The organism is uncultured Streptomyces sp. (assembly GCF_947488945.1).
In the GTDB taxonomy this organism is placed as follows: Bacteria; Actinomycetota; Actinomycetes; order Streptomycetales; family Streptomycetaceae; genus Streptomyces.
Genome location: NZ_CANLBS010000010.1, coordinates 141041 through 162597 on the forward strand (window position 1 = coordinate 141041; position 21557 = coordinate 162597).

The following is a 21557-nucleotide window of genomic DNA, read 5'->3' on the forward strand; positions in this document are numbered from 1 at the left end:
CCCATGGCGGAGACACGGCAGACGTTCCGGGACGCGGTCGCCCGCTGGGCGGCCGGCGGTCCCGGGGGCCCGGCGAGCGAGGCGGCCGAGCGGGCGGGGGTGCGGACGGCGGTGCTGGTCGAGGGCTTGAGCGATCTCGCGGCCGTGGAGACGCTGGCCGAAAAGCGGGGCCGGGACCTGGCCGCGGAAGGGGTGTGCGTGGTGCCGATGGGCGGGGCGACGAACGTCGGCCGGTACGCCTCGCTCCTCGGCCCGCCCGGTCTCGGGCTGCGGCTCACCGGACTCTGTGACCGTCGGGAGCAGCCTTACTACGACCGCGGACTGCTGCGGGCGGGCGCGCCGGTCGGGGACGTCTTCGTGTGCGTGGCGGACCTGGAGGACGAGTTCGTCCGCGCGCTCGGCACGGCGCGTGCGGAACAGGTGGTGGACGCCGCGGGCGAAATGAGGCCCTGGCAGACCTTCCTGCATCAGCCGGCGCAACAAGGGCGCGCGCGTGAGCAGCAGTTGCGGCGGTTCCTCGGCACCCGCAAGGGCCGCAAGATCCGTTACGGCCGCCTGCTGGTCGAGGCGCTCGGCCGCGACGACGTACCGGCTCCGCTGGACGGTCTGTTCGCGCGGCTGTGAGAGCCGCGCGCCGGGGCTCAGTCGGTGGGGCCCAGGGCCCCGGCCGCCCGGATCGCCGGCCGGACCTCCGTCGGTTCGTCTGCGTACCGGACCACCGAAGGGTCCGACTCGATCGCCTTCGACGCGGCGCAGAGGACTTCCCGCCGGGCCAGGAGACACCCGGCCGGGCCGCCGGGAAGCGGGCACCGGCCGCTCGCCGCGCCGGGCACGCCTCCACCGCTTCGGTCCCCGACCGCCCCCGCTCCCGGCTCCGATGTGCGGGACTTTCGGACACGGCGTGTTTGAAAGCGCGGAACCGGTAAACACGGAGTCTTGACACCGGCTTTATTCACACCGGCTTTACACCACGAGGTAGGAGACGCACATGGGCATCATCGCCTGGATACTCATCGGTCTGCTGGCCGGCTTCATCGCCAAGGCGCTCATGCCGGGCAAGGACCCGGGCGGCGTCATCATCACGATGCTCATCGGCATCGCAGGCGGCCTCCTCGGCGGCTGGCTCGGCAAGGTCATCTTCGGCGTCGACTCCATCGACGGCTTCTTCGACCTCTCCACCTGGATCGCCGCCATCATCGGTTCGATCATCCTTCTCGTCCTGTACCGCGTGATCACCGGAAACCGTCGTCACGCCTGACCGCGGCGCGCCCCGGCACGACGTTTCCACCGGAACGGCCCCCTCCCGCGGGAGGGGGCCGTTCCGGTGTGCGGGCCCTTCGGGTGGGAGCCCGCGGGCCGTGTTCCCGCATCAGTCGCGGTACGCGCGCACCGCGATCACGTGGGCCCGGTCGGCGCCGTGGGTGGCGTCCGCGAGGATCCGCAACGCGGTGGTGCGCACCGGGGCGTCCGCGTCCCCGACGCGGTGGACGCGGTGACGGCGGCGGTTGCCGAGCTCGGTGACGACGGTGTGCCACTCGCCTTCGGCGTCCAGGATCTGTACCCGGTAGTCCTTCACCAGTTCCGGCATGACCTCGAACGGGGTGCGGTGGCGGTGCAGGTTGTTCAGGTACTCGTCCACGTCGTCGTCGAAGACCAGGTGCACGACGCCGATCGGACAGGGCTCGTCCCAGTCGAGCCGCAGGTGTGCGGGTCCGTCGGCGAGCGGCCCGGAGACCCACATGTGCGGCCCGCCGTAGGGGCGTTGGTAGCCGTCCACCGCCTTCGCCGGGGCGAACGCGCCGGTGTCGGGGCTCGCGCGGAAGCAGAAGCTGCGGCGGCGCAGTTCGCGGGCGGACCATTCCAGGACGAGCTGGCCCTCCTCCTCCGGGATGTCGTGGTCGACGGCGGCGTCGCCGTGCGCCCGACGGCGCAGAGCGAGTACGCCGTCGGTCCTGGAGTCCGTCAGGTACAGCGCGGCGGCGGGGTTCTCCCGGACGACCACGACGACGTTCTCCGGTGCCCCCGGCCGGTGGCCGAAGGGGACGGTGACCCAGTCGGGGCCGCCCGCCGGCACCGCGACGGTCCGGGTCGTGGTGAGGCTGACGGGGACGCCGTTTTCCGGCAGGCCGGTGGCCCACAGTTCCACGGTCAGCTCGGTCTCCGCGTCGGCCCTGACCAGCAGGTCCAGGGTATCCAGCGCGGGATCGACGGGGAGCAGCAGGCCCAGGTCGCGGGTGAGCGGACAGGGTTCGGCCCCGGTGGCGGGACCGGCCTGTGCGCCGAGGGCGGTGAGGTGCGAGGAGGCGGAGGCGCGGGCCTTCGGCGCGAGGTCGCCGGGGTCGGGCACGGCGAGTCCGACGACGGATGCGTCCTGCCGCAGCAGCGTCGCGGAGACCAGGTCCGCGCGGTCCGCGGCGAGTTCGCGGGGAGTGAGCTTCTCCGAGACGCACAGCGCGGCGGCGGTGCCGGCCGCCTCACCGAGGGTCGCGCAGGTGGCCATGACGCGGGTCGCGCCGAAGGCGATGTGGGTGGCGGAGATGTTGCGGCCGGCGAACAGCAGGTTGTTCACGTTGACGGAGTACAGGCTGCGCAGCGGGATGTGGAAGATGCCGTCGGCGTACCGCTGGCGGGCTCCGGGCTCGTCGGCGTACATCCCGGCCACCGGGTGGAGGTCCACCGACCAGCCGCCGAACGCGACCCGGTCGGGGAACTGGGTCTGCTCCAGGATGTCCCGCTGGGTGAGGACGTGGTCGCCGATGAAGCGGCGGTACTCGCGCTTTCCGGGCAGGCTGCCCACCCACTCCAGGGTGAGGTGGTCCGCGTCGAACTCGCCGGAGTTCTTGATGTGGTCCCAGATGCCCATGACCACGGACTGGAGCTCGTCGCGGATGCGCTCGTTGTCGTGGACGGTGTCGAGCTCACCGCCCCACTCGACCCACCAGTAGTCGCAGCCGTTGTCGCCGGTGCGCAGCACCCGGTTGCGGAGGATGGGGGTGGTGGTGAGGTCCTTGGCGTAGGACGGGGGGACGAACTTGACGGGGCGTCCGGCGTCCTTGGTGTAGAAGAGGATGGTCGAGCCGAGCAGTGCGCCGTCGGCCTCCTCGGGGGCCCAGGGCTCGCCGAACTCGTCCGCCGCCTCGCGCCCGATCCTGCTGCGTGCTCCGGCGAGGTGTCCCACCAGGCCGTCGCCGGTGCAGTCGAGGAAGGTGCCGGCGGTGAAGGTGATGCGGCGTTCGGAGCCCATCATCCAGCCGGTGACGGAGCGGACGGTTCGGTCGTCGGCGGGCCCGTCGGCCTCCACCTCGCGGACGTCGGTGTTGAGGTAGAGGTCGATGAGGGGTTCGGCGCGTACGGCGTCGAGGACGACCTGGTCCCAGTAGTACGGGTTCCCCTCAGGGTTGCGGTACTGGTTCTCGGTGTAGAGCTCGCCCATGATTCCGGTCTCGCGGGCCCAGCGGTGGACACCGTGGGCGGTGGCGCCGCAGACCCAGACCCGCACCTCGCTGCTGCTGTTCCCGCCCAGGACGGGCCGGTTGTGCACCAGGGCGACGCGGCGTCCGAGCCGGGCCGCGGCGACGGCGGCGCACACGCCGGCCAGTCCCCCGCCGATCACGGCGATCTCGTACGCGGCCTGTTCATCTCGCATGGTCGACGACTCCTCAGGCGTCCCGCTCCGACAGGGACGGGACGCGAACACATCGCATTCACTGACTGAAACTGACATCCATATGATGCACGTTCATTGAGGATCATTAAAGAGCGCGTGCGGAATCGGGTGCGGCGGTAGGGCTGGATCGATCGCCCCGGACACGGTGACGGACGGGGCACGCGAGGCCCGGGCGCCCTCGGGGGCGGGCCCGTGCGGGTCCGGAGGCGGGGCTCCGGCACCCCTGGGGGCGGGCCCGGGCCCGGCCGTGCGGGCTCAGGCGTGGCCGAAGCGGTGGCCGACCTCGCGGAGCCGTTCGCGCAGTTCGGGCGGCCCGACGACCCGGAGGGGAGCGTCGACCAGGCTCAGCACCATGACCGGCCAGTCCAGCGAGTCCGCCGTCATCGTCACCCGGCAGCCCTCTCCCCCGGCCTCCTCGACCGCGGCCCAGCGGCCGACCCGCTCACGTATCCGGGCGAGCGGAGCACCTACCTCGACCTCCACGCGGTACGGGCGCGGCAGGTCCTCCAGCCGGCCGCGGACGAACGCGGCGGCGTCCTCGGCGGGCAGGTCGCGCGGCCGGAACCGGACGCCGCCCCCGGTCGGCGGCCCCATCCGGTCGGCCCGGAAGGTGCGCCAGTCGCAGCGGGTGAGGTCGTACGCGACGAGGTACCAGCGGCGGCCCATCCGCACCAGCCGGTACGGCTCCACCTGCCGCTCGGTGACCCCGCCGCCGCCCGCGGTGTACGAGAACCGCAGCTGCTCGTTGTCCCGGCAGGCCAGCGCGACGGCCGTGAGCACCGACGGGTCGACGCCCTCCCCCGCTCCGCCGGTTCCGCCCCACTCGGCGGACTCGGTCATCGCCCGCAGCGCCTCGACGCGGCGCCGCAGCCGGGCGGGCATCACCTGCACCACCTTGGCCAGCGCCCGGACCGACGACTCCGCGATCCCCTCCACCGCGCCCTGGGCGGCGGCCTGGAGCCCGACGGCCAGCGCGACCGCCTCCTCGTCGTCGATCACCAGCGGCGGGAGTGCGGCGCCCGCCGCGAGTTGGTATCCGCCGTCGACGCCGCGCTGGGCGTCGACCGGATAGCCCAGTTCCCGCAGCCGGTCGACGTCCCGGCGCAGGGTGCGCACGGACACGCCGAGCCGGTCGGCGAGTTCACCGCCGGGCCAGTAGCGGTGGGTCTGCAGAAGGGACAGCAGTCGGAGCGTCCGGGTGCTCGTGTTCGCCATGAAACCCATCCTGCCGCGTATTGAGGACGGAAAGTGACCGCTACGACTTCTATCGTGGGACGTGAAGCAGGGCACGGACGTACACGGACGACGGAGGAGACGATCATGACTGTCGACGCGGGGACCACGGGAAACACGGACGCACGGCCCCTGGACGGCGAACGAGCCGATCTGCTGGAGGCGCTGGGCAAGCAGCGGCACTTCCTGCGCTTCACCGTCCGCGGCCTCGACGACGAGCAGGCCGGGCGGCGGACCACCGTCAGCGAGCTCTGCCTGGGCGGCCTGATCAAACACGTGACCTCGGTGGAGCGCGGCTGGAGCGAGTTCGTCCAGCACGGACCGTCCGCGATGGGCGACTTCGACCGGATGACGGAGGAGGACTTCGCCCGTCGCGCCGACGAGTTCCGGATGCTGCCGCAGGACACCCTGGAAGACGTGCTCGCCGCGTACGACGAGGTCGCGCGGGCCACCGACCGGCTCGTCGCCTCGCTGCCCGACCTCGGGGTGTCCCACCCGCTGCCGAAGGCCCCGTGGTTCGAGGGCGACGCCCGGTGGTCGGCGCGGCGGGTGTTCCTGCACATCGTGGCGGAGACGGCGCAGCACGCCGGCCACGCGGACATCGTCCGTGAGGCGCTGGACGGCGCCAAGAGCATGGGCTGATCCGGCGGGGTCGCGGGTCGCGACCCCGTGCGCCGCGGGGGCCCCGCGGCGCACGGGGCTCCCGAAGGGATGAACGGCGGCGGATGGGGCCCCGCCGGGGGCGTCGGCCCGGCACGCTTCTGACGTGCGTAAGGAATGTGACACACGTGTACCGCGGCAGCGCGCGGCAGGTGGACCGGCACGGGCGCAGAGGCGGGGGCGGCCCCGGGCGCGGAACCGTGACGACGGGGGTCCGCTGCCGGGGCGGTTCGGCCGGCGGCGTCCCGACCCGGGGGCCAGGGCCCGGTACTGGTTCGACAAGACCGTGGCGCGGGGCACCTCCACCCTCATCTGCTGGCTGGCTCTGGCCTGCCTCGTCGTCGTGGTCCCCTTGAGCGCCGTGCTGGTGTGGACGGACGACCGGGCTCCGCTCTCGCTGGGCGCGAAGATCGGCGCGGTCTGGCGCAGCACCGGGCAGACGCTCCGGCTCGGTGGGGAGGTCGGTCCGCCCCAACGGGTGCTCCTCAGCGTGCTCCTGGCGCTGATCGCGCTGCTGTACGTCTCGACCGTGATCAGCGTGATCACCACCGGTTTCACCGAGAAGCTCATCGATCTGCGGCGCGGGCACTCCGCCGTGGTGGAGAGCGGCCACACGATCGTCCTGGGGTGGTCGGAGCAGACGCCGACCGTGGTCCAGGAACTCCTCGCGGCGCTCGCCCACCGGGCCGCAGGCACCGTGGTCGTGGTCGCGGACCGGGACAAGACGGAGATGGAGGAGGAACTGCGCGCGGTCGTCGGCCACGCCTTCCGGACCCGGCTGATCTGCCGCAGCGGCCGCGTCACGGACCCCGCCGTACTGGCCCGGGTGGGTCCGGACACGGCGCGGGCCGTGATCGTGCTGCCGCCGGACGATCCGGCCCTGGACGCCGAGACCGTGAAGGTCCTGTTGGCGCTGAGGGCCGTGGCAGGCGGCGCCGAACCCGTGCCGGTCGTCGCGGCGGTGCGCGACGACCGGTATCTGGCGGCGGCACGGCTCGCGGCAGGTCCCCGTTCGACCGTCCTGGAGACGGACGACCTCACGGCCCGGCTGCTGGCGCAGTGCGTGCAGCAGCCGGGACTCTCGCACGCCCACCAGGACCTGCTCGACTTCGCCGGCGCCGAGTTCCACACCGTCGACGAGCCCTCGCTGACCGGGCGGCCCTTCCGGGACGCGCTCACCGCGTACCGCACCTCATGCGTGGTCGGCGTCGTGCGGGCGGACGGCGCGGTGCTGCTGAATCCGAACCGGGCGACGCGGATCCGCGACGGCGACCGTCTGCTGGTCGTCGCGGAGGACGACGCGTCGACGGTGCTCGCCGCGGGACCGCCGTCCGTCGACGCGGCCGTGATGACGTCGCTGCCCGCCGCTCCCCCGCGTGCCCGCAGGCTCCTGCTGCTCGGCTGGAACCGTCGCGCGCCGCGTGTTCTCGCCCAACTCGCCCTGCACGCCGCGCCGGGCTCCGTGCTCGACGTGGTGACCGGGCAGCGGCGCGGTTCCGCCGTGGCCGCGGCGGCCGCGGCGGCGGGCGGAACCCTGCCGGTGGTCCTGCGGGCGGGCGACCCCGCGCTGCACGAGACGATCGACGCCCTGGACGTGGACGCGTACGACTCGGTGATGGTGCTCGGACCGGACCGGCGGCCGGGACTCGACGGGCCGGACGACCGGACCCTGGTCACCCTCCTGCTGCTGCGGGCGGTCGAACAGCGCACCGGGCGGGGGCTGTTCGTGGCGACCGAGATGATGGACGACCGCAACCGGGTGATCGCGCCGGTCGGACCGGGCACGGATTTCATCGTCAGCGGCCGACTCCTCGGCCTGCTGATGGCGCAGATCTCCCAGAACGGCCATCTGGCCGTCGTGTTCGAGGAGTTGTTCTCCGCGACCGGCAACAGCGTCCGGCTCCGGGCCGCCCGGCACTTCGTGCGGGCCGGGTGCGAGGCGTCCTTCGCCACCGTGGTGGCGTCGGCGGGCCGGCAGGGCGCCTGCGCGATCGGGTACCGCACCGCCGCCGCGGCCGGGCCGGGCGACGAACGGCGGATGTTCATCAACCCGGACCAGGCCGAGGTGCGACGCTGGGCGGAGGGGGACGAGGTCATCGTGATCGAACAGCCCGCACCGCCACACGACGGTTGAGCGGCGGCGCCTCCGCGTGCACCAAACGGGTGCGCGAAGTGCGCTTCTGGAGGCGCTGCCCGTGTCGGCCGCCGGGAAGGTGCTGAATGAACAGCCTGCGGGCGCCCCCCGCTCCGTAGCGCGCCTGGTCCCCGGCCCGTCCCCGGGCCGGAGGCCGGGCCGCGCGGCCCGCGACGGACCGCGAAGCCCCGCCTCCTCAGACCGTCCCGTCCCCACCCACGTCGCTGTCCCCGTCCCGGCGGACCGGGCTCTCGCGGTCCTCCGCGCCGCCCGTGTGTCCCGCGGCGCGGCGGCGGGCCGCCGCCACGATTCCGAGGACGACACCGACGGCCAGCACGATCAGTCCCCTCGCCCACACCTCGCCTTCGATCTGGGTGGCGAGCAGGACGCAGGACGCCACGCCGAGCACGGGGACGACGGTAGGGGTGCGGAAGTGGTCGTGGCCGACGCGGTCGCGGCGGAGTACGAGGACGGCCGTGTTGACCAGGAGGAAGACCACGAGCAGCAGCAGGACGAGCGTGGACGCCAGCACGGCGACGTCGCCGGTGAGGCTCAGCAGCAGCGCCAGCAGTGTGGTGACGACGATCGCCGTCCAGGGGGTGCGGCGCCCCGGGAGCACCCGGCCGAGGAAGGCCGGGAGCAGTCCGTCGCGCGCCATGCCGTAGGCGAGGCGGGACGACATGATGCCGGTGAGCAGCGCTCCGTTGGCCACGGCGACCAGGGCGATGGCGCTGAAGAGCGTGGTCGGTACGCCCCCGGCCGCGTCGACCACTTCGAGCAGCGGACCGCTGGACTCGACGAGGGTCGCGGTCGGCACGACGGCGGAGGCGGCGACGCCGACGAGCACGTAGACCACCCCGGCGGTGAGCAGCGCGCCGAACAGCGCGCGCGGATAGGAGCGGCGGGGGTCGCGGGCCTCCTCGGCCACGTTGACGGAGGTCTCGAAGCCGACGAACGAGTAGTAGGCCAGCACGGCGCCGCTCAGTACGGCCGACAGCGCGCCCTTCTCGGGTGTTCCGAGGTCCGTCAGCCGGTCGAGGTCGCCGTCGCCCCGGAGGATGACCCAGGCACCGAGAACGACGACGACGAGCAGTCCGCCGACCTCGATCACCGTGGCCAGCACGTTGGCCCGTGTCGACTCCTTGATGCCCCGGAGGTTCAGCAGGGCGAGCGCGGCGAGGAAGACGACCGAGACGGCGGCCACCGGGAGGGTGACGAACTCGGTGAGGTAGTCGCCGCCGAAGCCCCGGGTGAGGGCGGCGACCGAGACGATGCCGGCAGCCAGCATGCAGTAGCCGGCCACGAACCCGGCGAAGGGTCCGAACGCGAGGGTGGCGTAGTGCGAGGCGCCGCCCGCGCGCGGGTACTTGGTGACGAGTTCCGCGTAGGAGGCGGCGGTCAGCAGCGCCAGGCAGAGGGCCACCCCCAGCGGCACCCACACCGCTCCGCCCGACTCGGCGGCGACTTGTCCCACCAGGACGTAGACGCCGGCGCCGAGCACGTCACCGAGGATGAAGAAGTACAACAGCGGCGTGGTCAGGGCCTTCTTGAGCGGCGGCGCCGCCTGGGTCGGGGTGGCCTCGTCGGGTCGTAGTCGTTTCACGCCATGTCCCGTACCCCGCGAACGCCGGGCCACCGGTTCCCGCCGCGCCGCGTGCCCCGTACGGGGGCACCGGCCGACGGCATCCGCCCCGGGCCCCGGCCGGGCCACCGCCACCGTCGGGGTCCGTCAGTGGGTCGCGCCGAGTTCGATCAGCAGGACGCCGGCGACGATGAGGCCGATGCCGAAGCCCATGACGCGGGTCAGGGGTTCGCCGAACAGGACCCGTGAGACGAGGGTCGTGAGCGCCACGCCGGCCGCGGCCCAGATGCCGTACGCCACGCCGAGCGGCATGCCCCGGTCCAGGGCGAGGGCCAGCAGGACGAAGGCGACCGGGTAGCCGATGCCCACGACCGTGTACCACGCGGCGCGGCCGGAGGAGCCCTGCGACGCCATGCGCAGGGACAGGGTGGCGGTCACCTCGACCACGATCGCGAGGGTCAGGAAGAGCCAGGTCATGAGGGGTCCGGCCCTCCGCCCGCGGCGAGTGCGGTCTTCTCGCGTCCGACTCCGCCGTGCGAGCCGAGTTCGACACAGAGCACTCCGCCGACGACCAGGGCGATGCCGAGGCCGGTCGTCGCGGTCAGCGGGTCGCCGAACAGCACGGTGGCGAGCACGGCGGTGAGGGCGACACCGGACGCGCCCCAGATGCCGTAGGCGACGCCGACGCCCATGCCGAGGCGGAGCAGCAGCGCGAGCGCGGTGAACGCGCCGATGTAGCCGGTCACCACCAGGACGTACCAGGCCGGTGCGTCGAGGGCGGCGCGCAGCGCGAGGGTGGCGCAGACCTCCAGGAGGATCGCCGCCATCAGCAGGAGCCATTTCCTCACGGTGCCGCCCCTTCCCGTACCAGGTCGCGGGCGACCGCGAGGAGCCGCTCGTGGTCACGGGCGGGGGGCGGGAACACCTGCGTGGCGACCGCCATCCAGTAGCCGTCGGCCAGCAGGCGGGCTGCGGTGAGCCGGGCGCGCTCCTGGGCGGGCAGATCGTCGGGGAGCGTCAGCCAGGGCTCGAAGCGGCGCACCCAGGTCTCGGTGAGGTCGTCTCGGTAGAGGGCCTCGGTGAAGATCGCGAAGTCGGCGCTGTCGTACCGGCCGGCGAGCGCGGCCTCGACGTAGGCGCTGATCCTGCGGTGCGCGGGGGCGGTTTCCAGGGGTTCCCCGAGGTACTCGCCCATGAGCGCCTCCCACTGGTCGGCCACGTGGCCGACGACGGCCTTCATGAGCGCTTCCTTGGTCGGGAAGTGGTACATGAGGCCGGGCTTGGTGAGCCCGACCTGCTTGGCGGCCGCGTCCAGGGTGATCGAACCGCCGCCGTCGGCGCGCAGGAGATCGAGCGCCCCGTCCAGAATGCGTCGCTTCGCGTTGGTTACCATGTTTTTACTTTACCATCCGGACGGTAAAGCAAGGCAGGCAGTTCCGCCCTGGTGGCGAGCTCGTCGAGGTACGGGACGTTCGGCACGTTCCGCGGGGTGCCCACACGGCGCAGGCGCCCGCCCAACGTGGGCGGGCGCCTGTGTCGTCCCGGGCCGGTTCAGCAGGTGACGGAAGGCGGTGCAGCAGGTGGCGGAACGCGGTGCAGCCGCTGCCGGAACGAGACTCAGCCGGTGACGGAACGCGCGAGACGGAACCCGACGTCGTCCACCCGGTAGGACGGGTGGCTGCGGCGGCGCGCCGACGCGCGGCAGCTCCAGTGCTCGTCGAACCAGCCGCCGCCCCGCAGGACCCGGTACGCGCCGTAGACCTCGGCGTCGTACACGTCCCAGCACCAGTCCCAGACATTGCCGAGCATGTCGTGGAAGCCCCAGGCGTTGGGCGCGAGCCCGCCCACCTCGTGGGGGCGCTCCCCCGAGTTCCCCCGGTACCAGGCGATCTCGTCGAGCGGGCCGTAGTGCGGTCCGGTGGTCCCGGCCCGGCAGGCGTGCTCCCACTCGGCCTCGGTGGGCAACCGGTAGCCGTCGGCGCCGGTGTCCCGGCGGACGTCGTCCTCGTCGCCGATCGTGTACACCGGCCTCAGTCCCTCGCGGACGGACAGGGCGTTGCAGAACGCGACCGCGTCCTGCCAGGAGACGCCCTCGACGGGCAGCTCGTCGCCGTGCGCGGCGCTCGGCCGCCCGCCGGTGACCTGTGCGTACAGGCCCTGGGTGACGGGGTACACGCCGAGCAGACAGGACCCGACCTCGACGGTCCACCTGCGGTTCGTCCGCCGGTCGGACAGCGTCACACTGCCCGGCGGGACGGCCAGCGTCTCGGTTCCCGTACGTGTCTGCACGACGCGGACACTACCGGCCGGCCGGCCGGGCTACAGGACGTCCCCGAACGCCGCGGCCAGTTCGCGCCACTCGGGCAACGGGTGTCCGCCGCCGCCCTGTTCGGCGGTGAGCACCTGGAGCGCCACGTGGTCGGCGCCGGCGTCGAGGTACGCGCGGGTACGGGCGACGATCTTGTCGGTGTCGCCGAGCGCGAACAGGGCGTCGAGCAGGCGGTCGCTGCCGCCGCCCGCGAAGTCGGACTCGGCGAAGCCCAGGCGCAGCAGGTTGTCGGTGTAGTTGGGCAGCCGCAGGTACATCGTGAGCATGTTCCGCGCGGTGGTGCGGGCCCGGTCGAGGTCGGTGTCGAGCACCACGGTGAGTTCCGGGGCGAGCAGCGGGCCGGTCCCGAGGGCTGCGCGGGCCTCCGCGGTGTGCTCCACGGTCACGAGGTAGGGGTGTGCGCCCTCGGCCCGGTCGGCGGCGAGCTTCAGCATCTTGGGGCCGAGCGCGGCGAGGACCCGCCGGTCGGCGGGGACCGGCGGCACGGCGGAGTCGAGCGCGTCGAGGTAGCCCACCATGGCGCTGTACGGCTTGGCGTACTGCGGCACCATGGGGCCGTGGCTGACGCCCAGGCCGAGCACGAGGCGTTCGCGCGCCGCCGTGTCGAGGACGGCGAACCGTGCCGCGACCTCTTCGGCGGTGTGGTCCCAGATGGAGAGGATGCCGGTGGCCACGGTGACGCGGCGGGTGGCGGAAACGATGTCCGCCGCGTCGTCCGGCGAGGCGTTGCCGCCGATCCAGAGCGTGCCGTAACCGAGCTCCTCCAGTTCGGCGACCGCGTCGGCGATGGCGGCCTTCCCCGCGTCGTCGGCCCGCGCGCCGCTCAGCGCGGCGCTCCAGATGCCGATCCGTCCGAAGGTCCCGTGCTTCTCAGTAGTCATGTGGTGATCAACGGATGAGGATGGCCACTATTCCCCCGCCGACCCGGAAGTTCACCGCCAGGAGGTACACGGATCGTTCGGGTTGACGGGAGGTCAGAGGGTGCTGCCGCCGGTGGCGTCGAGGTACTGGCCGGTGATCCAGCGGGAGGCGTCGGAAGCGAGGAAGGCGACGATGTCGGCGATGTCGTCGGGCCGGCCGATCCGGTCGAACACGGAGAGCGCGGCGATCGCGGCCCGTGCCTCCGGGGTGGCGCGGCGCGAGGCGTTCATCTCCGTCTCGACGAAGCCGGGCGCGACCGCGTTGACCGTGATGCCACGGGGGCCGAGTTCCTCCGCCAGCGTGAGGGTCAGGGTGTCGACGGCCGCCTTGCTCATCGAGTAGACGAGGGTGCCCGGGAGCGCCCGGCGGCTGGCGGCGGACGAGATGTTGACGATGCGTCCGCCGTCCCGCATCCGTTTCAGCCCTTCCTGGACGACGAAGAGGGGGGCCTTGGTGTTGACCGCGATCAGCCGGTCGAAGTCCTCGGGGCGCACGTCGGCGACGCGGGCGGAGATGCTGAGGGCGGCGTTGTTCACGAGGATGTCGAGGCCCGGTGCGCCGCCCTCGGCGCGCAGGCCCGCGTCGTACGCCTCGTAGAGGGTGTCGACGTCGCCGGGGACGCCGAGTTCAGCGCGTACGGGGAAGCAGCGGCCTCCGGCGGCGCGGACGGCGGCGACCGTCGCGGCGGCCGACGCGTCGTCGCGGGCGTAGTGCACGGCGACGAGCGCGCCGTCCGCCGCGAGCCGGGTCGCGATGCCCCGGCCGATCCCGCGTCCGGCGCCGGTGACCAGCGCGTTCTTCCCTTCGAGCGCCCCCATGGCGCCACCCCTTCCCATCCGCCCGGCGGGCGGCCGGGGCCGCCGGCCGGGTCGTTGCCCCCCGCCGCACCGAACGCTACCCGGAGACACCGCAGGCACCGGCGAGGGGGCGTGCGCCGAGTCCGGGACGGCGGTGGCCCACGGGTGTGCGCGGTAACATACCGCCGCGCCCGTTTCCGGTGCCCCGCCGCGTCCGTTCTCCCTCGGCGGAGGAACCGCCCGCGTCGCGGGGCGCCGCACGCGCGGCAGCGAAGGAGCGTGGCATGGCGCAGCAGGAGCGGGCCGCACGGACGTACCGCGCGCTGCTGGAAGCGGCGGCCGAGGTGTTCGCCCGGCGCGGGTACGCGGCCGCCACGATCAGCGAGATCATGTCGGTGGCCGGGGTCACCAAGGGGGCCCTGTACTTCCACTTCTCCGGCAAGGAGGCGCTGGCGCACGCGGTGCTGCGGCAGGCGGTGGCGCTGAAGCCGGAGCACCGGTTGACGATGCAGGCCATGGTCGACCTCGGGCTGGTGCTCGCGTACCGCCTGCCGCGCGAGCCGCTGCTGCGCGGGGCGGCGCGGCTGGCCGCCGACCAGAGCGCGCGGCCGTTCTTCGGTGGGCCGTGGCCGCAGTGGCGGGACACCATCGCGGCGCTGCTGTCGGAGGGGCGGCGCCGGGGCGAGGTGTTCGAGCACGTCGACCCGGTGGAGACCGCGCACGTGCTGGTCGGCGCGTTCACGGGGCTGCAACTCGTCTCGACGGCGGGCGGGGACCCGGGCGGTCTGCTGGTGCTCACCTCGGATCTGTACCGGTTGGTGCTGCCGGGCATCGCGGTACCGGGGGTGCTCGGGGTGGTGCGGACCGAACCCGAGCGCGCGCGAAGGGTGTTCGAGACTCTGGGCCGGCCCACCTGGGCGGTCGCGCACGCCGGGAACGCGAAGACCGGGAACGCGGCGGTGGGGAACGTGGAGGCCGGGCTCGCGGCGGCGGACGCCCCGGCACTGTCCGGGTAAGGTCCTTGCGCCGGGAGCAGGCCGAACCCGGGATCCGGGCGGGCCGTCCCCGGGGGCGGCCGCCACCGTCGCGTCGAAACGGTGATCGACCATGCGCGCTGTCCATGTCTCCCGCCACGGAGGCCCCGAAGTTCTGACGTACACCGAGGTCCCCGATCCGGAGCCCGTCGAGGGGCGGTTGCTGCTGGACGTCGAGGCTGCCGGCGTCAACTTCGTGGACACGCTGGTGACGGACGGCTCGTACCCGGCGCCGGGGCCGTTCCCGTTCGTGCCCGGCAGCGAGGTGGTGGGGCGGACCGCCGACGGACGACGGGTGCTGGCGCGGGTGCGGGCGGGATACGCGGAACGGGTGCTCGCCGATCCGGCCGCGGCGGTGGAGATCCCGGAGGAACTGGGCGCGGCGCAGGCCCTGTCGCTGCTGATGCAAGGGCTGACGGCGTGGCACCTGCTGACGTCGGCGGCCCGGCTGCAGCCCGGTGAGACCGTGGTGGTGCACGCGGCGGCCGGGGGCGTCGGCCATCTGGCGGTGCAGCTCGCCCGTGAGTTCGGCGCGGGGCGGGTGCTGGCGGTGGCGTCGACGGCCGAGCGGCGGAAGGCGGCGCTGGACCTCGGAGCGGACGAGGCGGTGGAGTACCCGTTGGCGGCGCCCGCCGACGTCGTACTGGACGCGTCGGGGGGCGCGCTGTTCGATCTGGCCCTGGGATCGCTGGCCGAGCACGGCCGGCTGGTCACCTACGGCAACGCCTCGCGGACGCCGCCCGCCGCACTGGACCCCACGCGGCTGCTGATGCTCAACGCATCGGTGACCGGTTTCCAGCTCGGGCGCTCGCTGAGCCGTCCCGGCGCGTTCTCGACGGCCTTGGCCGGACTGCTGGAACTGACGCTCCAAGGGCGGCTGGTGCCGAAGGCCGGCGGCTCCTACCCGCTGGCGGAGGCGGCGCGGGCCCATGAGGATCTGCTGGCCCGGCGCACCATGGGAAAGCTGGTGCTGGTCCCCTGAGGTGAACGGGCCGCCGGGACGGCGCTTCTCGGCCGTTCGAACGGCCTTCACCGGCGGCGCCATCCGCTTTCAAGCCAATTCCCGACCGCTCCTGGATTGTTCCCGGCCGTTCTCGACCGCTTCCCCGCGCGGGTGGGGGCGGCGGTCCGGGGCCAGGCAGGATGTCCTCCGTGATGGGCAACCCTCCCGCCGTCACGACCAGTTTCGTCGGCAGGGAAGCCGAGCTGGAGCGGACCGAGCGGGCACTGGACGAACACCGGCTGGTCACTCTGACGGGGACCGGCGGCATCGGCAAGAGCCGCCTGGCACTCCAGTGCGCCGAGCGGCTGGATCCGGACCGGGCCGGCGGCGTCTGCTGGGCCGACCTCTCGCACCTGTACGACGACGCGTCGCTCGCCACCACGGTCTGCGACGCCGTGGGGCTGCTGGACCACAGCAGGCGCCGGCCGGCTCAGGCGCTGGCCCGGTGGCTGGCCGACCGGGAGCTGCTGCTGGTCCTGGACTGCTGCGAGCGGGTCGTCGGCGCCTGCCGCCGGCTGGTGGGCGAACTCCTCGCCGCGGCACCGGGGCTGACCATTCTGGCGACCAGCCGTGAACCGCTCGACGTGGCCGGCGAGTACGTCGTGGAGGTGCCCCCGCTGGGAGCGGCCGGGGAGGAGGGTGAGGCGCTCCGGCTGTTCCACGACCGGGCCGCCGTCGCGGCTCCGGACCTCCGGTTCGACACCCCGGCCGCGGTCGCCGCGGCCGCCGAGATCTGCCGCCGGCTGGAGGGCATTCCGCTGGCGCTGGAGCTCGCCTGCGCCAGGCTGCGCGACACCGGGCCGCAGGAGCTGGCGGCCACGCTGGTCTCGCGCCTGGACAGCCTCACCGACGACAGCATCTGGCCGCGCCGGCACCGGGCGCTGCGCACCACGATCGGCTGGAGCCACGAGCTGTGCGCTCCGCTGGAGCGGCTGCTCTGGGCACGGCTGTCGACGTTCCGGGGGGTGATCCGGCTGAGCGACGCGCAGATCGTGTGCGCGGGCGGCCCGCTCGCCGTCGGCAGGGTGGCGGACGGCCTGGACCGGCTCACCTCCCAGTCGGTGCTGCGGCGCGAGGGTGCCGGTTACCGGATGCTGGACACGCTGCGCGAGTACGGGGCGATGTGGCTGCGGGAGCTGGGCGAGGAGGAGATGCTGGCCGACCGCCACGCGGCGCACTTCGCCTCGGTGGCGGCCCGGGCGCACACCGGCTGGCTGGGCCCCGGTCAACTGGCCTGGTACCGGCGGGTGGACGAGGCGCACCACGACCTGTGCACCGCGCTGGACCATCTGCTGGCGACCGATCCGGAGCGGGCGCTGTCGATGGCCGGGCAGGCCAGTCTGTTCTGGAGCTGCTGCGGCCACCTGCACCAGGCCCGCGCGTTCCTGGGCCGGGCACTGGCGTGCGGTCCGAAGAGCGGACCGGACCGGACGCGTGCGCTGTGGGCGCTCGGCATCGTCCTCACGCTCCAGGGCGACCACGAGGCGGCGCGGCGGGCGGGTGAGGAGTGCGAGCGTTCCGCGCGCGCGGACAACGATGCTGAATCGATCCTGTCCGCCGCCCACACGGTCGGGATGAACCTCCTGATGATGGGGCGGCCCGAAATGGCGCTGGTGGTGAGCGACGGGACGCTCGAAGAGCTCCCGGTGGACCCGGCGGCGGCCCCCTCGGTCCTGCGCTGCCGGGTGATAAGGCTGTTCGCCCTGACCGCGCTCGGCCGGCTCGACGAGGCCTTCGAGGACGCCCTCGGCCTCCAGGAGTTGAGCGTGCGGTACGGGGACCGCTGGGCGCGCGGGTACGCCGATCATCAGCTCGCGCTGATACACCTGCTGAGGGGACGTCCGGCCGACGCCGAGCGGCACGCCCGCGCCATGCTGCGGAGCAAGCACGAGCTCAAGGACAGTCTGGGCATAGCGCTCGGTCTCGATCTGCTGGCCGGAGCGATCGCGTCGCTGGGCGACGGGTTGGCCGCCGCGCGCACGTCGGGCACGGGGCACTCGTTCTGGCGGATGGTCGGCCATCCGCAGCGCGGCACGCCGGAGCTGGGGGCCATCCGCGACCGGTGGGAGGGGATGGCGCGGGAGGCGGCGGGCAGCGCCGCGTACGAGACGGCGTACGCCCGCGCGCTGCACGGGGACGCGGCACACGGCCTGTCGCTCGTGCTGCACCCGGACCGGTCCGGCTGACCCGGCCCCGGCCGGGCGCACGACGGGCGCACGGGGTGCCCCCGCACGGACGCGGCCCCGCCCGGCGGCCGCCCCGGTCGGGGGCGGGCGCCGGACGGGGCCGCGCAACCGTGGCGCCGGCCGGGCGCCGCGGGCTCAGTCCTCGTCGACTTCTTCCTTGACGATCGTGCCCTTCTCGGCGTCGATCTCGAACGAGGTCTTGTTCCAGTCCTTGCCGATGACGTCGACGGCCCAGACGACCACGTCGTCGTCGTTCTGGTCCAGGTTGATCGAGGTCACAGTGCCCTTGGCCTTGCCGGTGGCGGTCTTGGCGGCCTGCGCGGGCTTCTGCGTGGCCTTGGAGACCAGGTCGGCCAGCTCGCTCTTGTCGTCCGCGTCCTGGTCGGCGTCGGGCTCCGTGGCGATCACCTTGCCGGTGACGGCGTCGATGCGGACGGTGTGCGCGGTGCCGTCCTTCTCGGCCACTTCGGCGACCCACTCCGGCGCGGAGCCGCTCGGGCTGGCGCTCGCGGAACCGCTGGGGCTGGGGCTGCCGCTCGGCGAGCCACTGGGACTGGCCGAGCCGCTCGGGCTGGCGGAGCCGCTCGGCGAGGCGCTCGGGCTGGCGCTCGCGTCCTCGTCGTCGTCGAGGCCGCCGAGTTCCAGGTCGACCAGGGTGCTGCCGGAGACCTCGCCGACGGCCGTGGTGGATGCCTCGTCATAGGTGATCTTCGTGGCGTCCAGGACCGTCTTGCGCTTCTGCTGCTCCGCCGTCAGCGTCTCGGTGGCGCTGCCGGACGGGGAGGGGGACGTCGAGGTCGTCTTCTGGGGAACGGCCTTGGCCGCCTCCGAGGTGGCGGCGGACGTCACGGTGTCGCTGTCCTGTCCGCAGCCCGCCACCAGTACGGAGGCGACGGCGAGGCTCACGGCCGAAGCGGCGATGCGGACGGTGCGTCGCCGGGTGGATGCACGGGGCGTGTGTGGAGGATCAAGTCTCATGTGCGCATGACTAGCCCGCCCCGCGGAAAGTCATGTGGTCATACGGGTGTGCGTCACCCGATCGACCGGACCTCTCCGCCCGTTGGCGGCTGCCGCCATGCGGGCGCCGCGCCTCTCCCCCAGGGACCGCTTTCCGTCACAATGCCCGACCCTGCGGGGGCGCTGCGGACCCGGGTGCGAAACAATGGGACAAGGGTCCGGCCGAGTCCGCCGCCCCGTCGGGAGGCACACATGGCACATCCGGAGAGTTTCGAGCTGATCTTCCATGCGACGGGCGCCGAGGACGACGTGGTCGTCGTACGCCTCACCGAGCGCACCGGCGCGGGGGGTTACCCGGTGTACGAGGACGACACGGGGATCGTCCGCGCGGAGATCAGCGAACGCGGAGAGGTACGCATGCTCGCGAGCGGCGGCCACCAGGTCCCCGGCGTGCCCACGCTCGCCCGGCCGGTTCCCGGCCCCGGGCCGGACACCGCCGCGCCGTGAGGCGTCGGCTCGTGCCCGTCGGTGCCCGGCTTCGCCGATGACCCCGTCACCGTCGTGGAATCCGTCCGCTCCGGGGGTGATGCGCCTGCCCTCGGGCCGGCGCGTCCGGGGGCGGGCGCTGCGCGGCGCGGTTCCGCCGGGGCCGCTGCCCGATTTCGCCGTCCACCTCGTCGGCCGGCCTCCGACCCCGGTCGGGTGGGAGGCGCGATGGCTGCGCTGGCCGGACTTCTGGCTGCCGGCCGACCGGGCCGGGGCGCGCGCCGTGCTGCAGGAGGCCTGGCGGCGTTCGGCGGGCGAACGGGTCGAGGTGGCGTGCGGCGGGGGCCGGGGGCGTACCGGAACCGCCCTGGCCTGCATCGCGGTGCTGGACGGCGTCCGTCCCGCCGACGCCGTGTCCTACGTACGCCGCCACTACCACCCGCGTGCGGTCGAGACCCCCTGGCAGCGGCGTTACGTCGAGGGGTTCGGCCGGACCCGGGACTGACCCGGCGCCGGGGCTGACGGGGTCGGCGTCACGCACGGGTCAGCGGTGCCCGCCCAGCCGTGCGGCCGGTTTCACGCGGGCACGGTTGTCGCCCGCCCGGTGTCCGGGCGGGCGGTAGCGCGCCGCCTCTCACGCGAGGGACGGCGGTCTCGCCGTCGGATCACCGTGCGGTACGGGGACCGTTGCTCCGGCTCCCGCGCGGACGGCTTCCACGACGGACTGATGGAACGCGCGGCTCTCTTCTTCGGAAAAGCACGGCGCGGGACTTCCCGCCAAGGTGAACCAGTCGGAAGAGCCGCTGAACTGCACGGCCACGGCGGCCTCTTCGTCCGACCACGTCGTGTGGACGGTGAGATCACCGGTCACGACGCCCACCTCGACGGTGCGTACCCCGCCGGTTCCCGCGTATACGCCGCTGGTTGTCCACGATGCCCAGCTCATGACGCCTCGCCCTTCGGTCCCGGCCTGACTGCCCGCGGGACTTCCTTCGAGTATGGCACCGGCATTCCGGAGCCGCACGGACGCGCGAGGGCGTCCGCCGCCCGGTTCGTCGTGCGCGGCTCTACCGGCGTTCCAGGGCGCCGCGCACGTACGCGGCCTGGCCGACGTGCTGGAGGTCGTCCGCGATCACGCTGATCAGCCGCACCCCCAGGGTCACCGGGGGCGACCACGCCTCGTCGACGATCCTGTCCAGCGCGTCGTCGCCGAGCCCGCGCACGAAGGCGGTGGTGCGCGCGTGCACGGCGTCGTGGTAGCCGAGCAGCAGGTCGGCCGACGCGACCCGGACCTGCCCCACCTCCTTCGAACTGTGGCCGTATCCGGTCGCCTCCGGGGGCAGCGGCAGGTCGAACCGGCCCGCCCAGTCCTCGCCGGTCCACACTTGTCCGGTGCCGGCGGCGTCCGCGACGTGGTCGTCCTGGACCCTGGTCAGATGCCACACCAGCCAGGCGATCGAGTTGGCGTCCTTGTCGGGCCGGGCGTTGAGCAGGTCGGCCGACAGGCCGCCGACGGTGGTGTGCACCGTCTCCCGTACCCGTCCGAACGCGTCGAGCAGCAGATCCGCAGTGTTCATCCGTCCACCATGGCCCCGCATGGGGGACGGCGCATCCACGCGCCGTGGCCCGGCGTGTCGGCGTCCGGCAACCCTCAGGCGTCCGGGCCGGGCCCCGTCGGCGTGGGGACGGCGTCCGGGCGGGCCGTCGGTCCGAAGCGATTGAGTCCGAGCGCCGAGAGCAGTCGCAGCTTCTCGTGGCCCTCGGACCGGGGCGGAGCGGTGAGTACCAGCAGGGTCTGGGACTGGTCTTCGGTGAACAGCGCCTGGCAGTCCACTTCGATCGGGCCGAGTTCGGGATGGAGGAGCGTCTTGTGGTCCTCGAACCGCTGGGCGACCTCGTGCCGTGCCCACAGCTCCGCGAACTCCGCGCTCGCCCTCTCCAGGGCGCTCACCAGTTCGCCGGCCCGGGACCGGGGACCTCGCAGTCCGTGGGCCGCCCGGAGATTGGCCACCTGCGCACGGCTCTGCCGGGCCCGGTCGGCCTCCGGGTACAGGGACCGCTCGGCCGGGTCGGTGAACCAGCGGTAGACCGCGCTGCGGGCGGGGCCCGTGTGGGCCGACGCGTCCCCGAACAGGGCGAGGGCCATCCTGTTCTGCACCAGCGTCTCGCCGAGGTCGGTCAGGATGAGGGCGGGGGTGTCGTCCAGCCGGTCCAGCACCCGCAGCAGCGCGGGAGCGACGTGCGGCGAGGCCGACAGCGAGGCCGGTGCGTGGTGGCCGGCGACCCGGTAGAGGTAGCCGCGCTCGTCGTTCGTCAGTCTCAGCGCCCTCGCGAGTGAGGCCAGCATCTGCTCACTGGGCTGCGGGCCGCGCCGCTGTTCCAGCCGCGTGTAGTAGTCGGTCGACATCACCGCGAGGGAGGCGACCTCCTCGCGCCGCAGGCCCGCGGTACGCCTGCGGGCCCCCGGGGGGAGAGCGACGTCCTCCGGCCGGAGGGCCTCGCGGCGGTGGCGCAGGAAGTCGGCGAGCGCGGCACGGTCCATGGCGCCCATTGTGGTCCGGCGCGCGT

General features: G+C 73.5%; 22 protein-coding genes. 9 read left to right on the forward strand and 13 right to left on the reverse strand.

What is annotated here, in order from left to right:
* The first annotated feature begins 3 nt into the window (after positions 1–3).
* Together Q0994_RS18075 and Q0994_RS18080 are read left to right on the forward strand one after the other, a co-directional pair.
* On the forward strand, positions 4–624 hold the full coding sequence (locus Q0994_RS18075; protein WP_299535938.1) for a TOPRIM nucleotidyl transferase/hydrolase domain-containing protein: 621 nt from the start codon (positions 4–6) through the stop codon (positions 622–624).
* A 364-nt stretch (positions 625–988) separates the two neighbouring features.
* Positions 989–1258 carry a GlsB/YeaQ/YmgE family stress response membrane protein gene (locus Q0994_RS18080; RefSeq protein WP_299535940.1) on the forward strand — a complete coding sequence of 90 codons (270 nt, stop codon included), beginning with the start codon at positions 989–991 and terminating at the stop codon, positions 1256–1258.
* A 111-nt stretch (positions 1259–1369) separates the two neighbouring features.
* On the opposite strand, the gene Q0994_RS18085 is transcribed toward Q0994_RS18080, so the two are convergent.
* Both Q0994_RS18085 and Q0994_RS18090 read right to left on the reverse strand, forming a co-directional pair.
* The gene (locus tag Q0994_RS18085) at positions 1370–3646 is read right to left on the reverse strand and encodes an FAD-dependent oxidoreductase (protein ID WP_299535942.1); all 2277 of its coding nucleotides are present in this window, start codon (positions 3644–3646) and stop codon (positions 1370–1372) included.
* A gap of 276 nt (positions 3647–3922) precedes the next feature.
* Positions 3923–4882 (reverse strand): YafY family protein, encoded by a 960-nt coding sequence (locus Q0994_RS18090; protein ID WP_299535944.1) that lies wholly within the window; start codon positions 4880–4882, stop codon positions 3923–3925.
* A gap of 105 nt (positions 4883–4987) precedes the next feature.
* Here Q0994_RS18090 and Q0994_RS18095 point away from each other — a divergent pair, with 105 nt between their 5' ends.
* Positions 4988–5542, forward strand: coding sequence for a DinB family protein (locus tag Q0994_RS18095; protein WP_299535947.1), 555 nt, complete (start codon positions 4988–4990; stop codon positions 5540–5542).
* 304 nt (positions 5543–5846) lie between these two features.
* On the forward strand, positions 5847–7694 hold the full coding sequence (locus tag Q0994_RS18100) for a CASTOR/POLLUX-related putative ion channel (RefSeq protein WP_299535949.1): 1848 nt from the start codon (positions 5847–5849) through the stop codon (positions 7692–7694).
* 196 nt (positions 7695–7890) lie between these two features.
* On the opposite strand, the gene Q0994_RS18105 is transcribed toward Q0994_RS18100, so the two are convergent.
* The 7 genes from Q0994_RS18105 to Q0994_RS18135 form a co-directional block, all read right to left on the reverse strand.
* Positions 7891–9297, reverse strand: a complete 1407-nt coding sequence (locus Q0994_RS18105) for an APC family permease (protein WP_299535951.1) — start codon at positions 9295–9297, stop codon at positions 7891–7893.
* Positions 9298–9423: 126 nt separating this feature from the next.
* Positions 9424–9753 (reverse strand): multidrug efflux SMR transporter, encoded by a 330-nt coding sequence (locus tag Q0994_RS18110; RefSeq protein WP_299535953.1) that lies wholly within the window; start codon positions 9751–9753, stop codon positions 9424–9426.
* Positions 9750–10124: a multidrug efflux SMR transporter gene (locus Q0994_RS18115; protein ID WP_299535955.1), complete on the reverse strand. Its 375-nt coding sequence runs from the start codon at positions 10122–10124 to the stop codon at positions 9750–9752. The genes Q0994_RS18110 and Q0994_RS18115 overlap by 4 nt, the downstream gene beginning before the upstream one ends.
* Positions 10121–10669: a TetR/AcrR family transcriptional regulator gene (locus tag Q0994_RS18120; protein WP_299535957.1), complete on the reverse strand. Its 549-nt coding sequence runs from the start codon at positions 10667–10669 to the stop codon at positions 10121–10123. The genes Q0994_RS18115 and Q0994_RS18120 overlap by 4 nt, the downstream gene beginning before the upstream one ends.
* A gap of 224 nt (positions 10670–10893) precedes the next feature.
* Entirely contained in the window at positions 10894–11565 is a 672-nt protein-coding gene (locus Q0994_RS18125; RefSeq protein ID WP_299535959.1) for a formylglycine-generating enzyme family protein, read from the reverse strand.
* Positions 11566–11595: 30 nt separating this feature from the next.
* A complete protein-coding gene (locus Q0994_RS18130) occupies positions 11596–12486 on the reverse strand; it encodes an LLM class F420-dependent oxidoreductase (RefSeq protein WP_299535961.1) in 891 nt (296 codons plus the stop codon).
* A gap of 93 nt (positions 12487–12579) precedes the next feature.
* Positions 12580–13344 carry an SDR family oxidoreductase gene (locus Q0994_RS18135; protein ID WP_299535963.1) on the reverse strand — a complete coding sequence of 255 codons (765 nt, stop codon included), beginning with the start codon at positions 13342–13344 and terminating at the stop codon, positions 12580–12582.
* Between the two features lie 263 nt (positions 13345–13607).
* Between Q0994_RS18135 and Q0994_RS18140 the strand changes: the two genes are divergently transcribed.
* The 3 genes from Q0994_RS18140 to Q0994_RS18150 all read left to right on the forward strand — a co-directional run bounded on the left by Q0994_RS18140 (position 13608) and on the right by Q0994_RS18150 (position 17546).
* Positions 13608–14339, forward strand: coding sequence for a ScbR family autoregulator-binding transcription factor (locus tag Q0994_RS18140; protein WP_299535966.1), 732 nt, complete (start codon positions 13608–13610; stop codon positions 14337–14339).
* A 91-nt stretch (positions 14340–14430) separates the two neighbouring features.
* Positions 14431–15339, forward strand: coding sequence for a zinc-binding dehydrogenase (locus Q0994_RS18145; protein ID WP_299535969.1), 909 nt, complete (start codon positions 14431–14433; stop codon positions 15337–15339).
* 173 nt (positions 15340–15512) lie between these two features.
* Entirely contained in the window at positions 15513–17546 is a 2034-nt protein-coding gene (locus tag Q0994_RS18150; RefSeq protein ID WP_299535972.1) for an AAA family ATPase, read from the forward strand.
* 135 nt (positions 17547–17681) lie between these two features.
* Here the strand turns inward: Q0994_RS18150 and Q0994_RS18155 are convergent, their stop codons facing one another.
* Positions 17682–18524 carry a PepSY domain-containing protein gene (locus Q0994_RS18155; RefSeq protein ID WP_299535974.1) on the reverse strand — a complete coding sequence of 281 codons (843 nt, stop codon included), beginning with the start codon at positions 18522–18524 and terminating at the stop codon, positions 17682–17684.
* A 231-nt stretch (positions 18525–18755) separates the two neighbouring features.
* On the opposite strand from Q0994_RS18155, the gene Q0994_RS18160 reads away from it, so the two are divergent.
* Complete coding sequence (locus Q0994_RS18160) at positions 18756–19010, forward strand: DUF6296 family protein (protein ID WP_299535977.1); 255 nt, start codon at positions 18756–18758, stop codon at positions 19008–19010.
* Positions 19011–19089: 79 nt separating this feature from the next.
* Entirely contained in the window at positions 19090–19494 is a 405-nt protein-coding gene (locus Q0994_RS18165; RefSeq protein WP_299536228.1) for a protein phosphatase, read from the forward strand.
* A gap of 129 nt (positions 19495–19623) precedes the next feature.
* Here the strand turns inward: Q0994_RS18165 and Q0994_RS18170 are convergent, their stop codons facing one another.
* The 3 genes from Q0994_RS18170 to Q0994_RS18180 all read right to left on the reverse strand — a co-directional run bounded on the left by Q0994_RS18170 (position 19624) and on the right by Q0994_RS18180 (position 21531).
* Positions 19624–19935, reverse strand: coding sequence for a hypothetical protein (locus Q0994_RS18170; RefSeq protein WP_299535980.1), 312 nt, complete (start codon positions 19933–19935; stop codon positions 19624–19626).
* Positions 19936–20056: 121 nt separating this feature from the next.
* Positions 20057–20566: a mycothiol transferase gene (locus tag Q0994_RS18175; protein WP_299535983.1), complete on the reverse strand. Its 510-nt coding sequence runs from the start codon at positions 20564–20566 to the stop codon at positions 20057–20059.
* A 74-nt stretch (positions 20567–20640) separates the two neighbouring features.
* Positions 20641–21531: a helix-turn-helix transcriptional regulator gene (locus tag Q0994_RS18180; RefSeq protein WP_299535986.1), complete on the reverse strand. Its 891-nt coding sequence runs from the start codon at positions 21529–21531 to the stop codon at positions 20641–20643.
* Positions 21532–21557: the final 26 nt, after the last annotated feature.